The organism is Polaromonas sp. SP1, assembly GCF_003711205.1.
GTDB lineage: Bacteria > Pseudomonadota > Gammaproteobacteria > Burkholderiales > Burkholderiaceae_C > Polaromonas.
The window spans coordinates 2,585,575-2,598,643 of sequence record NZ_CP031013.1 but is presented as its reverse complement, the minus strand read 5'-3'; the positions used below and the strand labels follow the sequence as shown (position 1 = coordinate 2,598,643).

Genomic DNA, 13,069 nt, shown 5'->3' with positions numbered 1-13,069 from the left:
TTTCAGGCACCTGCGGCACAACGCCCGCGTCACTTAAAATCGGCAATTCGGCGCTTTTCAGGCCCACCTCTCGTGGGCGCGGCGCCCGACACCTTTTCGACCCTTTCCGGAACCCTGACCTTATGTCCAACCAGCCGACTCCGCCCACTGCCGCAAGCAACACCGCCCCCGCCCCGCAGGACGACAACAAGCTGATCGTCGAGCGCCGCGAAAAGCTCAAGGTCTTGCGCCAGAACCAGGCAGACGGCAAAGGCGTGGCCTTTCCCAACGACTTCAAGCCCGCCGACCACGCCGGCAAGCTGCACGCCGCCCACGGCGACAAGGATGGCGAAGCGCTGGCCGCGGAAGCGATTCCCGCCAAGATTGCCGGCCGCATGATGCTCAAGCGCGTGATGGGCAAGGCGAGTTTTGCGACCCTGCAAGACAGCACCGGGCGTATCCAGATTTTCCTCACGCGCGACGAAATCGGCGAAGAGCTCTACGCCGCCTTCAAGCACTGGGATCTGGGCGACATCATCGCGGCCGAGGGCAAGGTCTTCAAGACCAAGACCGGCGAGCTGTCCATCCACGCGACCAGCGTGCGCCTGTTGACGAAGAGCCTGCGCCCCCTGCCCGGCGATTTTTACGGCATGGCCGACCAGGAACAAAAATACCGCCAGCGTTATGTCGACCTGATCACCGACGAGCAGGCCCGCAAGCGCTTCACCGCGCGCAGCAAGGCCGTCAGCTCGATCCGCGAATTCATGGTCGCCCACGACTTCCTCGAAGTCGAAACGCCGATGCTGCACCCCATCCCGGGCGGCGCCAATGCCAAGCCCTTCAAGACGCACCACAACGCGCTGGACCAGGAGATGTTTTTGCGCATCGCGCCGGAGCTCTACCTCAAGCGCCTGATCGTTGGCGGTTTTGACCGCGTCTTCGAGATCAACCGCAGCTACCGCAACGAGGGCATCTCGGTGCGGCACAACCCCGAATTCACCATGATGGAGTTCTATGCGGCGTACTGGGACTACAACGACCTGATGGACTTCACCGAGGCATTGATCCGCGACGCCGCGCAAAAGGCTGTGGGCACGCTGCAGTTGAGCTACGGCGGCAAGGAAGAAAAGGTCGACCTCGCCAAACCCTTTGCCCGCCTGACGATCCGCGAAGCCATCCTCAAGCACACCGAAGCCGGCGAGCATGTCGACGACGCCGCCTGGCTGACGAATGCGCTGCGCAAGCTGGGCATGAACGAGGAAAAAGACCGCCTCTCAACCCGCTCGCTGGCCAGCCTGCAGGTGCTGTATTTTGAAGAGCTGGTCGAGGAAAAGCTCTGGCAGCCGACCTTCATCATGGAGCACCCGACGGAGATTTCGCCGCTGGCGCGTGCCAACGACACACGCCCCGAAGTGACCGAGCGCTTTGAGCTGTACATCACCGGCCGCGAATTCGGCAACGGCTTCAGCGAGCTGAACGACGCCGAAGAGCAGGCCGCCCGCTTCAACGCCCAGGTGGCCGCCAAAGACAGCGGCGACGACGAAGCCATGTTCTATGACCACGACTTTGTGCGCGCCCTCGAATACGGCATGCCGCCCACCGGCGGCTGCGGCGTGGGGATTGACCGCCTGATGATGCTGTTGACGGACAGCGCCAGCATTCGCGACGTGATTCTCTTTCCTGCATTGCGACGTGAGGTTTAGCCCACGACCGGGCGCTTCGCCATCCCCGATTCCACACCAGCAGGGGCCGCGGGACTGGCTTTGCCAGACCGCTGGCGCCGTCCCCTTGAGGGGGGAACAGGCTACACGCAGTGAGCCTGGACGGGGGTGGTATTGAAGTACCTTGCCGGTTACCCGGAAAATCTCACCGCACAGGTGCAGCAGTTGCTCACGCAAGGCCGGCTGGGCGAGGTGCTGCTCGCCAAATACCCGCAGGCCCACGGCGTGCGGACGGACAAGGCCTTGTACGACTACGTGATGGGCCTGAAGAACGACTTCCTGCGCAACTCGGAGCCCCTCTCCAAGGTTGCGTTCGACAGCAAGCTCCACGTGATCGCCCACGCGCTGGGCACGCACACCACCGTGTCACGCGTGCAGGGGAGCAAACTCAAAGCCAAACGCGAGATTCGCGTGGCCACGCTGTTCAAGGACGTACCGGTGGAGTTTTTGCGGATGATTGCGGTGCACGAACTGGCGCACATCAAGGAGAAGGCGCATGACAAGGCCTTCTACCAGCTGTGCACCTACATGGAGCCGCAGTATCACCAGTATGAGTTTGATTTGCGGGTGTACCTCACGCACCTGGATGAGGTGGGGAAGCTGGCGTGGCCCGGGGCATAGGATCTGAATTTATCCGCAGATTACGCAGATTTACTCAGATGAAAACCCGGATATTTTGCTATCAATTCAGGAGCTACAAACCAAGTTGGGATATGGGCTGGAGGCCCAAAACACTCTTAACTCGAATCTAAGGGACTCAGGGAACCAGCCCCAGCGCATGCATGTACGCCGGCTGCACCATCAGCTCGTCCCAGCCGAACGCCCTGCCCTGCGGCAGCAAGGCCAGCCGCCGCAGCTCGCTGGCTTCCATCGCCTCCCACTGGCCTTTGAGCAGCGCCTCGGCCATGCCGTCGAGCAGCTCGTCCACCGGCTGGCCATCGCCGACCGACTGGTTGCACAGCAGCACCATGTCGCAGCCGGCGGTCAACGCCGTCACGGCCGCTTCGGTGTAGCTCACCTCTTTGCCGTCGATCAGCCGGGCGCCGGCCATGCTGAGGTCGTCGCTGAAAATCGCGCCGCCAAAACCGAGCTGGCTGCGCAGGATGAAGTTCAGCCACTGGCTTGAAAAGCCGGCCGGGCGGGCGTCTACCTTGGGATAGATCACGTGGGCGGGCATCACGCTGCTGAGCGTGGTGTTGAGCCATTCGTAAGGCGCGGCGTCGTCGGCCAGGATGGCTTTGAGGCTGCGTTTGTCCACGGGGATGTCGGTGTGGGAGTCGGCCTTGACGAAACCGTGGCCGGGAAAGTGTTTGCCGCAATTGGCCATGCCGGCTTGCAGCAAGCCATGCATCAGGCTTTTGGCCAGCAAGGTGACGACGCGCGGGTCGCGCCCGAAAGCGCGGTCGCCGATGACGCCGCTTTCGCCGTAATCCAGGTCGAGCACAGGCGTGAAGCTGAAGTCGACGCCCGAGGCGCGCAGCTCGGCGCCCAGCACATAACCGCAGGCGGTGGCGGCATTGGTGGCCGCCAGCTGGTCTTTCATCCACAAGTTGCCGAGTTCGCGCATGGGCGGCAGGTGGGTGAAGCCGTCGGTCCTGAAGCGCTGCACACGGCCGCCTTCGTGGTCGACGCAGATCAGCAGGTCTTCACGGATGTCTTTGATCTCCAGGCACAGTTCGCTGAGTTCGCGCCGGTCTTTCCAGTTGCGGCCGAACAAAATAATGCCGCCGGTGAGCGGGTGTTTCAGGCGCCGGCGGTCGGCCTTGGTGAGTGCGGTGCCGGCGATGTCGATAATGAGGGGGGCGTGCTGGGTCATAAAAGGAATCCGGGAGTTGCTCTTGGCCTGGGGCTGTTTACTATTAAATTGATAGCTACATGTGCAGTAAAGATAAGGGCTACAGCCCCATTTTCTCTACAACGCAGAAACTGGCGGCGTAGTCGGTTTCGTCGGTCACGGTGACATGCGCGGTGAGCTGGCGCGCCTCGAACCAGGTCTTGAGAGCGCCATGCAAAACGATTTCAGGTTTGCCGCTGGGGGCCTTGGCGATCTCGCAGGAGCGCCAGGTCATGGGCATGCGCATGCCGGTGCCTATGGCCTTGCTGAAGGCCTCTTTGGCGGAAAACCGGGTGGCCAGGTAGGCCACGCCGCGATCCGGCCAGCGCGCGCTGCGGTCCTTCCAGGTGGCGAGTTCGCCGTCGGCGAGAATCTTGCGGGCAAAGCGCTCGCCATGCCGTTCAAGGCTGGCGCGGATGCGGCGCACGTCGCAGATATCAGTGCCGATACCGTAAATCATGCCGGGGCAAAAGCTTGAGCAATGCTAAGTAGGTAACGGCGGGTGGTGGCGGCGTAACCCAGCTCCAGCGCGTCGGCCACAAAAGCGTGGCCTATCGACACCTCGAGCACATTGGGCACCTCACGCACAAACTCGGTGAGGTTGTCGCGGTTCAGGTCGTGGCCGGCGTTGATGCCCAGGCCGGCTGCCGCGGCGGCCTGGCCTGCGCGGGTAAAGCGGGCCAGGACTTCAGCCTTTTCAGGCGTGCCCCAGGCGCGCGCATAGGTCTCGGTGTAGAACTCCACGCGGTCGGCGCCCACGGCTTTGGCGGCGGCCATGGCTTCGGGCACCGGGTCCATGAAAAGGCTGACGCGCACGCGGCGGTCATGCACCTCTTGAATCAGCGGCGCCAGGCGCTCGGCGTCTTCGGGGAAATTCCAGCCGTGGTCGCTGGTGAACTGGTCTTCGCTGTCGGGCACAAAGGTGCACTGGTGCAGCGGCAGGCCGCGGGCGGCGAGGTCGTGCACAAAACCCATCAGGTTCTGGAAGGGGTTGCCTTCGATGTTGAACTCGCGATCGGGCCAGTCTTTCATCAGCGCGGCAAGTTCAAAGACGTCGTCGGGGCGGATGTGGCGCTCGTCGGGGCGCGGGTGCACCGTGATGCCCTGGGCGCCGGCCTCCAGGCACAGCTCGGCGGCGCGGCGCACGCTGGGGATGTCCAGGTGGCGCGAATTGCGCAGCAAGGCGACCTTGTTGACGTTGACCGACAGCGCGGTCTTGTCATACACATGGGACACCAGAGGAGCGGGAGAAAGGATTTTCATGGCGGTGGCTCGTTAGAAAGCTTGCAGGTCCATCATCATCTGCCGGGTTTTCAGGACCTTGACGCCGCAATGGTAGTGCAGCAGGCCTCGCAACTGGGTCTTGAGCTCATTGAAGCCGGGGATACAGGCCCGCACCGTGTCGGAAAACAGGGCCTCTTCGCCCAGCGCCTGCTGCAGCGCCTGCCACTGCCCGCCGGGCAGGCTGACGCGGTCGTCGTCGTGCGCCTGCCTGAGGCCGGCCTCGGGCACCAGCACGTAACGCGTGTCCGGATCCAACGGCGCCAGGGTGGCGGTTTCAACATCGAGCAGCGGCAAAAAGCCGATATCGCGCAGCAGCCGGAGCTCAAACGCGCGCAGCGCCAGCTGCAGGGTTTCCGCGCTTTGCGCCGCGAGCAGCTGCACCGTGGCGGCGTAGGCGTCAAACAGCACCGGATGCGGATCATCGCGGGCCATCAGGCGCATCAACAGCTCATTGAGGTAGTAACCCGACAGCAGCGCATCCCCTGTGGGCATGACGTGGCCGCCCTGCCATTCGGCGCTCTTGAGCGTGCGGATTTCGGCGTCGCCGCCAAAGGCGATGTGCAGCGGCTGCAAAGGCAGCAGGATAGGCCGGAAACTGGAACTGGGCTTTTTAGCCCCCCGCGCCACCAGCGCCACCCGCCCGTACTTGCGCGTGAACACTTCCAGGATCAGGCTGGATTCGCTCCAGTCGTAGCGATGCAGGACGTAGGCCGGCTCATCGCCTATGCGTTTGTTGGCCATGGGCGTCAGGGAATGGAGCCACAGCGGGAACTGCGGGGTTCTTCAACCCAGCATGAGCCGCGGAACCGGCTTTGCCGGGCCGCAGGGCGAGCGGCCCCCTCGGGGGGCAGGAAGCTACACGAAGTGAGCGACCGTGGGGGCGACATCACTCGTAGCCGAACGTTTTCACTCTGGCTTCGTCGTCGGCCCAGCCGGAGCGGACCTTGACCCAGATCTCCAGGAACACTTTGCCGCCGGTCAGCGTCTCGAGTTCATGGCGGGCTTCGGTGCCTATGCGTTTGAGCTTTTCACCCTTCTCGCCAATGATCATGCCCTTGTGGCCGTCGCGCTCGACCACGATGGTGGCCGCGATCTTGCGCAAGGCGCCCTCTTCCTCGTACTGGTCGATGATGACGGTCGAGGTGTAGGGCAACTCGTCGCCGGTCAGGCGAAACAGTTTTTCGCGAATGATCTCGGCGGCCATGAAGCGGTCGCTGCGGTCGGTCAGCTCGTCGGCGCCGTACATCCAGGGCTGGACCGGCAGGTATTTTTCGCAGATGCCGAACAGGCGTTCGATGTCCTTGGCGTTGTTGGCCGACATCGGCACGAACTCGGCAAAGTTGTGGCGTTCCTGCATTTCCCTGAGCCAGGGCGCGATCTCGGCGCGGCGGTGGATCAGGTCGAACTTGTTGGCCAGCAAAATCGCAGGCGTTTTCTCGGGCAGCAGGGCCAGCACCTTGGCGTCGGCCTGGTTGAACTGGCCGGCTTCCACCACAAAAACGATCAGGTCCACGTCGTTGACGGCGCCCACCACCGTGCGGTTCAGCGAGCGGTTCAGCGCATTGCCGTGCCGGGTCTGGAAGCCCGGCGTGTCGACAAACACATACTGCGTCGCCTCGACAGTGCGCATGCCGGTGATGCGGTGACGCGTGGTCTGGGCCTTGCGCGAGGTGATGCTGATCTTTTGCCCCACCAGGGCATTGAGCAGGGTGGATTTGCCCACATTGGGCTTGCCGACGATGGCGATCAGGCCGCAGCGCTGCTCGCCCACCGGGGGCGCCGACGCAGCACCGGCTGCGGCAGGCACGGCCGCACCGCGCGAAGACAGGGCCTGCGCCAGCATGGCTTCCAGCGCATCGGGCGGCTGGGCGGCATCCAGAGCTTTCGCCGGCCCCGCTTTGGGCTTGGCAGCGGGCCTGGCCTGTGGTTTGGCGGCGGGGGCGGCGGCCGGTTTTTTCGGCGCCTGGGGGTCTTTTTTACCTGTACTCATAATCTTGGTGTGTTGGCCTGCAAGCCGTAGGGCGGCTGCACCGGCGCGGAGTCAGGAATCCAGCGTTTTGACAAACATCAGCATGGCCGCCGCAGCGGCTTGCTCCCCGGCGCGGCGCGAGCCGCCGATGCCGCGCTCGGCCCGGCCGTACTCGGCGATTTCGCATTCCACGTCGAATGTCTGCTTGTGGGCGGCGCCCATGGTGCCTACCACCCGGTAGATGGGCAGGTTCATTTTGCGCCCTTGCAACCACTCCTGCAATTCGGTCTTCGGATCCTTGCCGATGGCCTGCATCTGGGGGTTGATTTCAACGTCCTTGAAGAGGCGGCGCACCAGCTGGTTGGCGGTTTCAAAACCCGCATCCAGGTAAACCGCGCCGATCACGGCCTCCAGCGCATCGGCCAGGATGGACGGGCGCTTGTGGCCGCCCGATTTGGCCTCGCCCTCTCCGAGCCGCACCATGTCGGGCAGGCCCAGCACCACGGCCAGCTTGTGCAGCGTGTCCTGCTTGACCAGGTTGGCGCGCACGCGCGACAGGTCGCCTTCAGGCAGTTCGCTCAATTGCTCATAAAGCAGGCCGGCAACCGCCAGATTCAGGACGGAGTCGCCCAGAAACTCGATGCGCTCGTTGTGGTCTGCGGAAAAGCTGCGGTGCGTCAGTGCCTGCTGCAGCAGCTTGGGATTGGAGAACTCATGCTCCAGGCGCTTTTGCAGCGCCGGCAGACCCGGGTTGGATGTAGCGCCGGTTCGCACTTATTTGGATTTATTGGTGTACTTCAGCAGCAAAAAAGCGGGGCCGGCCATATGGATTTCCTTGTTGTAGGCAAACGAAACCACGGTTTTGTCACCCTCTTTGGTCACTTCCAGGTCTTTGCCCTGGATCGACTTGATGTCGTCAATGGCGGCAGCCTTGTCAAAAATGGCCCGCACTTCCGCCACGGTATTACCTTCCCTGGCCTTGGCGACGGCCTTGGTGATGGCCTGGAACTCCACGAGTGTCGGAAACACTTGGGCGGCCAAAATGCCGGCGCATACAAGGACGACGCACACAAACAGAAGACCGATGAAGGAAATGCCACGTTGCTGATGTTTCATTTTTACTCCTGCACTAACAAAATAAGCCCTCGGCCCGCGACTCACAATGGAGATTGCGCAGACGGCCATCCGGAAAAATTAATGGGTGGGGTTCCCACATGTACGCGAAGCACACGCCTTCCCACAACGCCCCCGCTACTGTAACGGCAATTAAGCCTGAATGGAAAGCGCCCGCACCAGGAACGGAAGAGCAAAAGGCCCCGTCCTGACCGGGCGGGCGATGCTTTCATTGCCTTGTGCGTGAATCCGGCCAGCCGGCTATCCCGGCCCTGCCCCGGTTCGTTGTTCTAGTTAAATGAACCGATGCGCTTGAGGTTGCCGAAATTCATCCAGACAAAAAAGGCTTTGCCCACGATATTTTTCTCTGGCACAAAGCCCCAATACCGGGAATCCTCGGAGTTGTCCCGGTTGTCGCCCATCATGAAATACTGGCCTTCCGGCACCTTGCAGACCACACCCTCGATGCTGTAGCGGCAGTTGGTCTTGAATGGAAAGTCGTAGGTGGAGTTGATGAAGGGCGCTGCATTGGCATAGTTAAGTATGCGGTGCGTCTTGCTGCCGAGCGCCTCTTCAAACTGCTTGGAGTAGCTCAGCGTGTCCGTATCAAAGAAGTCCGGCAAGGCCGTCTTGCTCACGGGCTGTCCATTGATCGTCAACTTCTTGTTCAGGTAGGCCACTTCATCGCCCGGCACGCCCACCACACGCTTGATGTAATCCAGGCTTGGCTTGGGCGGGTAGCGAAACACCATCACATCGCCGCGCTGCGGGCTGTTGTTGTCCAGCACCTTGATGTTGAGCACCGGCAGGCGTACGCCATAGTGGAATTTGTTGACCAGGATCAGGTCGTTGATGAGCAGGGTCGGGATCATGGAGCCCGATGGAATCTTGAAGGGCTCGAACAGGAAGGAGCGCAGCAGGAAGACCACCACGATCACCGGGAAGAGGCCGGCAGTCCAATCCAGCCACCACGGCTGCATGATGAGCCGGGTTTTGGCTTCATCAAGATTGTTGTCGACCTGGCTGATTCCCTTTTCCGCCAGTTCCGCGCGGCGTTTGGCGGTGGCTTCTTCAAGTGCCGCGACGGCCTGGTGGCGCTGGGGCAAAAAGTAGAACCGCTCGGCCAGCCAGTAAATGCCGGTGACCACGGATGCCAGGAACAGCAGCAGTGAGAAGTTGCCTTCGACGATGCCGAAGTACCAGGCGGCACCGTAGCCGACAAAGGCCGCCAGCACCGCCGCCGTGATTGAGCTCATTGCACCGCGCATCAGTCTTCTACCTGCAAGATGGCCAGGAAAGCCTCTTGGGGCACTTCCACGGAACCGATTTGTTTCATGCGTTTTTTACCCGCTTTTTGTTTTTCAAGGAGCTTGCGCTTGCGTGAAATGTCGCCGCCGTAGCACTTGGCGATCACGTTTTTGCGAAGTGCCTTGATTGTCTCACGCGCAATGATGTTGGCCCCGATGGCCGCCTGGATCGCCACGTCGAACTGCTGGCGGGAGATGATCTCGCGCATTTTGGCCACCACCGCCCGCCCACGGTAGGCCGACTGGCTGCGGTGGACGATGATGGACAGTGCGTCCACCTTCTCGCCGTTGAGCAAAATGTCGACCTTCACCACGTCGGAGGCCCGGAATTCCTTGAATTCGTAGTCCATGGACGCGTAGCCGCGTGAAACGGACTTGAGCTTGTCGAAGAAGTCCAGCACGATCTCGCCCAGCGGCATTTCGTAGGTCAGCATTACCTGTTTGCCGTGGTAGGCCATGTTCAGCTGGATGCCGCGCTTCTGGTTGGCCAGCGTCATGACGGCGCCCACATAATCCTGCGGCATATACAAGTGCACGGTCACGATGGGTTCGCGGATCTCGTTGACTTTCCCGCCGTCCGGGATTTTGGACGGATTCTCGACCTTGATGGTTTCGCCGTCAGTCCTCAGCACTTCATACACCACGCTAGGCGCCGTGGTGATCAGGTCCTGGTCGAACTCGCGCTCCAGCCGCTCCTGGACGATCTCCATGTGCAGCAGGCCCAGGAAGCCGCAGCGAAAGCCAAATCCCAGCGCTTCGCTGACTTCCGGCTCGTAATGCAGTGACGCATCGTTGAGTTTGAGCTTTTCCAGCGCATCCCGCAGGGACTCGTACTCGCTGGCCTCGGACGGATAAAGGCCGGCAAACACGGCCGGCTGGATTTCCTTGAAGCCGGGCAGCGCCTCCGTGGCGGTAAACGCCGCGCCGCCGGTACCGGGCTTGATCAATGTGATCGTGTCGCCCACACGGGCGGCCTGCAGCTCCTTGATGCCGGCGATCACAAAGCCCACCTCACCGGGCTCCAGTGCCTGGCGCGGCTCGGTGTGCGGCGTGAAGACGCCCAGCTGTTCGGCGTTGTACGTCGCCTCGCTGGCCATCAGCTTGATGCGGTCGCCCTTGGCGATCCGGCCGTCGACCACGCGCACCAGCATGACCACGCCCACATAGGCGTCGTACCAGCTGTCGATGATCATGGCGCGCAGCGGGCCGTCCGGGTTGCCTTTGGGCGACGGGATTTTGGCGACGATGGCCTCGAGGATTTCGTCGATGCCCATGCCGGTCTTGGCGCTGCACGGAATCGCATCGGTCGCATCGATGCCGATCACTTCTTCGATTTCCTGCTTGGCGTTTTCCGGGTCGGCCTGCGGCAGATCCATCTTGTTGAGCACCGGCACGACCTCGACGCCGAGATCCAGCGCGGTGTAGCAGTTGGCAACGGTCTGCGCTTCCACACCCTGGCTGGCATCGACCACCAGCAACGCGCCTTCGCATGCGGACAGCGAGCGGCTCACCTCATAGGAAAAGTCGACGTGGCCCGGCGTGTCGATCAGATTGAGGTTGTAGACCTCGCCGTTGAGTGCCTTGTATTTGAGCGCAGCGGTCTGCGCCTTGATGGTTATCCCACGCTCTTTTTCGATATCCATCGAATCCAGAACCTGCGCACTCATCTCTCTGTCCTGCAAACCGCCGCAGCGCTGGATGAGCCGATCAGCAAGCGTGGATTTGCCGTGATCAATGTGCGCAATGATCGAAAAATTTCTGATGTGATTCATCAACGAGAACGCCTAAGTACTTGAAAGTATTGCGAAGAGGTTGGACTCAATTCGCAAGGGACCATAAAAAAGGGCGCGTCGAGTAGCGACGCGCCCTGAACCAACAATCTATGGCAACTGCGATAGTTGGAACTTCATTGTAGGCAAAAAGCCAGAGCCGAACAGTCCCAAAATGGCCATATTTTTGTCGTTGCAGCCTAGCAACAAGAATCTTATACACAACTTATTCACAATTTTAAACTGCTTGTCTCTGGACAACTTGTGGGTGATCTGTGGATCGATGGGTATTACCCAAAATTAAGATCGAAAGCGGGACTTTATGTATCCCGATATATCCAAAAGGCACAGAGGCGAGCCCCCATTCTACCGAAATCTGTTATTGGTCCGTTTTTTTGTGAGCAGTCACTAACAAATGAGGCGCTGGATCCGCCTCAAAATATATTTTTGCGTGGATACAAAATCAGACCCAATTTGCCAAAAGCCCCCAAATCCGGCAGGGTATGGGGGCCTTGAATGGCAAAAGTCCCATGGGAGGGCCCGCTCGGGTATCACCCCTGTAAGCCAGAGGCTGAGCCCAGGGCGCTCTTTTCTGTTTAACGCGATGGGCGTATCAGGGCGTACTGCGCCCATTCGCCGCGGCGGAACAGCACATTGATGGGCTTGGACTTGTCGATTTTTGCCAGGGCCGCTTCGAACTCCTTGACGCTGCCGACTTCGGCGTTGGCGATCGCCACGATCACGTCGCCCTCGCGAAGGCCGGCGCGTGCAGCCGCCGCATCCGCCGTTTCGACTTTGACGCCGCCCTTGATCTTGAGCTCTTTCTTCTGCGCATCGGTCACTTCGCCAACCACAAGGCCCAGCGCCTGGGCGGCACCGGCCACCGGCGGCTTGGGCTCGGGCCCCGAAGCCTTGCGCGCTGGCTTTTCAGGCTCCACCTCACCGATGGTGACGGAGAGGTCTTTACTGGCGCCGCGCCTGAACACGGTCACCACTGCCTTTGTGCCCGGCTTCACATTGCCCACCATGCGCGGAAGATCGCTGGATTTTTCGATCGCCTTGCCGTCGAACTTGATGATGATGTCGCCGGCCTCTATGCCGGCCTTTTCGGCGGGTGCGCCGCTTTCCACGCCCCTGACCAGCGCGCCCTGCGCCTTGCCCAGGCCGATGGACTCGGCCACCTCTTTGGTCACCTGGTCGATCTGGACGCCAATGCGCCCCCGGGTGACTTTGCCGGTGCTGCGCAGCTGGTCGGATACGCGGGCAGCCTCGTCAATGGGGATCGAAAAAGAGATGCCCTGGAAGCCGCCGGAGCGCGAGTAGATCTGGCTGTTGATGCCCACGACCTCGCCGCGCATGTTGATGAGCGGCCCGCCCGAATTGCCGGGGTTGATGGCCACGTCGGTCTGGATGAAAGGCAGGTAGTCGCCGGTATCGCGCTGCTTGGCGCTCACGATGCCCGCGGTCACGGTGTTTTCAAGCCCGAATGGCGAACCGATGGCCATCACCCACTCGCCGACCTTGAGGCGGTTGATGTCGCCGATCTTCACGGCCGGCAGGCCCGTGGCCTCGATCTTGACGACAGCGACGTCGCTGCGTTTGTCGGCGCCGATGATCTTGGCCTTGAATTCGCGCTTGTCGGTCAAGGTGACGATGACTTCATCTGCGCCGTCCACCACGTGGGCGTTGGTCATGACAAATCCGTCTGCCGTCAGGATGAAGCCGGACCCTACGCCGCGAGGCTGGTCTTCGTCGGGTTGGGCGCCGCGATCAGGGCGGGGCGCGCGGGGCATATTGGGCGGGACCGGAATGCCAAAGCGCTTGAAGAACTCCAGCATCTGCTCGTCGGCGCTGCCGGAGGCCGCAGCCTTCACTTTCTCAAGCGTGCGGATATTGACCACCGACGGCCCGACCTGCTCGACCAGGTCGGTGAAGTCCGGCAGGGTGCGGTTCTGCGCCCAGGCAGGCGCCACCGGCACCAGCGTGGAGACGGCAGCAGCGGCCACCAACGCCGCAGTCAGGCAGGAGCGCAGGGGTTTCCAGTTCAATTCAAGCATCGTCAGCCTCGTCATAAAAATGTGGGTCGTCAGGCA

At 61.6% G+C, this 13,069-nt stretch carries 12 protein-coding genes; 2 read left to right on the top strand and 10 right to left on the bottom strand.

Annotation, left to right across the window (positions count from 1 at the left end; translation table 11 throughout):
- The first annotated feature begins 122 nt into the window (after nt 1-122).
- Together lysS and DT070_RS12250 are read left to right on the top strand one after the other, a co-directional pair.
- The gene (gene lysS / locus DT070_RS12255; protein ID WP_122955653.1) at nt 123-1,682 is read left to right on the top strand and encodes a lysine--tRNA ligase; all 1,560 of its coding nucleotides are present in this window, start codon (nt 123-125) and stop codon (nt 1,680-1,682) included.
- A 132-nt stretch (nt 1,683-1,814) separates the two neighbouring features.
- The gene (locus tag DT070_RS12250) at nt 1,815-2,321 is read left to right on the top strand and encodes a YgjP-like metallopeptidase domain-containing protein (RefSeq protein WP_122955652.1); all 507 of its coding nucleotides are present in this window, start codon (nt 1,815-1,817) and stop codon (nt 2,319-2,321) included.
- 136 nt (nt 2,322-2,457) lie between these two features.
- Here the strand turns inward: DT070_RS12250 and nagZ are convergent, their stop codons facing one another.
- The 10 genes from nagZ to DT070_RS12200 all read right to left on the bottom strand — a co-directional run bounded on the left by nagZ (nt 2,458) and on the right by DT070_RS12200 (nt 13,033).
- Nucleotides 2,458-3,516, bottom strand: coding sequence for a beta-N-acetylhexosaminidase (gene nagZ / locus DT070_RS12245; RefSeq protein ID WP_122955651.1), 1,059 nt, complete (start codon nt 3,514-3,516; stop codon nt 2,458-2,460).
- 79 nt (nt 3,517-3,595) lie between these two features.
- Nucleotides 3,596-3,994, bottom strand: a complete 399-nt coding sequence (gene acpS, locus DT070_RS12240; protein ID WP_122955650.1) for a holo-ACP synthase — start codon at nt 3,992-3,994, stop codon at nt 3,596-3,598.
- Nucleotides 3,991-4,797, bottom strand: coding sequence for a pyridoxine 5'-phosphate synthase (locus DT070_RS12235; protein WP_122955649.1), 807 nt, complete (start codon nt 4,795-4,797; stop codon nt 3,991-3,993). Before DT070_RS12235 ends, acpS begins: the two co-directional genes overlap by 4 nt.
- Before the next feature lie 12 nt (nt 4,798-4,809).
- Nucleotides 4,810-5,559 carry a DNA repair protein RecO gene (gene recO, locus DT070_RS12230; RefSeq protein ID WP_122955648.1) on the bottom strand — a complete coding sequence of 250 codons (750 nt, stop codon included), beginning with the start codon at nt 5,557-5,559 and terminating at the stop codon, nt 4,810-4,812.
- Nucleotides 5,560-5,704: 145 nt separating this feature from the next.
- Complete coding sequence (gene era, locus DT070_RS12225) at nt 5,705-6,661, bottom strand: GTPase Era (protein ID WP_122955647.1); 957 nt, start codon at nt 6,659-6,661, stop codon at nt 5,705-5,707.
- 198 nt (nt 6,662-6,859) lie between these two features.
- Nucleotides 6,860-7,561, bottom strand: coding sequence for a ribonuclease III (gene rnc / locus DT070_RS12220; protein ID WP_122955646.1), 702 nt, complete (start codon nt 7,559-7,561; stop codon nt 6,860-6,862).
- Nucleotides 7,562-7,903 (bottom strand): DUF4845 domain-containing protein, encoded by a 342-nt coding sequence (locus DT070_RS12215; RefSeq protein WP_122955645.1) that lies wholly within the window; start codon nt 7,901-7,903, stop codon nt 7,562-7,564.
- Nucleotides 7,904-8,190: 287 nt separating this feature from the next.
- Nucleotides 8,191-9,156: a signal peptidase I gene (gene lepB / locus DT070_RS12210; protein ID WP_122957376.1), complete on the bottom strand. Its 966-nt coding sequence runs from the start codon at nt 9,154-9,156 to the stop codon at nt 8,191-8,193.
- 11 nt (nt 9,157-9,167) lie between these two features.
- The gene (gene lepA / locus DT070_RS12205; RefSeq protein ID WP_122955644.1) at nt 9,168-10,979 is read right to left on the bottom strand and encodes a translation elongation factor 4; all 1,812 of its coding nucleotides are present in this window, start codon (nt 10,977-10,979) and stop codon (nt 9,168-9,170) included.
- A 593-nt stretch (nt 10,980-11,572) separates the two neighbouring features.
- The gene (locus DT070_RS12200; protein ID WP_122955643.1) at nt 11,573-13,033 is read right to left on the bottom strand and encodes a DegQ family serine endoprotease; all 1,461 of its coding nucleotides are present in this window, start codon (nt 13,031-13,033) and stop codon (nt 11,573-11,575) included.
- Nucleotides 13,034-13,069: the final 36 nt, after the last annotated feature.

Bases quoted from the DNA above. Each gene is read 5' to 3' on its own strand.
- lysS (WP_122955653.1), top strand. From the start codon at position 123: ATGTCCAACCAGCCGACTCCGCCCACTGCCGCAAGCAACACCGCCCCC.
- nagZ (WP_122955651.1), bottom strand. From the start codon at position 3,516: ATGACCCAGCACGCCCCCCTCATTATCGACATCGCCGGCACCGCACTC.
- acpS (WP_122955650.1), bottom strand. From the start codon at position 3,994: ATGATTTACGGTATCGGCACTGATATCTGCGACGTGCGCCGCATCCGC.
- DT070_RS12235 (WP_122955649.1), bottom strand. From the start codon at position 4,797: ATGAAAATCCTTTCTCCCGCTCCTCTGGTGTCCCATGTGTATGACAAG.
- recO (WP_122955648.1), bottom strand. From the start codon at position 5,559: ATGGCCAACAAACGCATAGGCGATGAGCCGGCCTACGTCCTGCATCGC.
- era (WP_122955647.1), bottom strand. From the start codon at position 6,661: ATGCTGGCGCAGGCCCTGTCTTCGCGCGGTGCGGCCGTGCCTGCCGCA.
- DT070_RS12215 (WP_122955645.1), bottom strand. From the start codon at position 7,903: ATGAAACATCAGCAACGTGGCATTTCCTTCATCGGTCTTCTGTTTGTG.
- lepB (WP_122957376.1), bottom strand. From the start codon at position 9,156: ATGAGCTCAATCACGGCGGCGGTGCTGGCGGCCTTTGTCGGCTACGGT.
- lepA (WP_122955644.1), bottom strand. From the start codon at position 10,979: ATGAATCACATCAGAAATTTTTCGATCATTGCGCACATTGATCACGGC.
- DT070_RS12200 (WP_122955643.1), bottom strand. From the start codon at position 13,033: ATGCTTGAATTGAACTGGAAACCCCTGCGCTCCTGCCTGACTGCGGCG.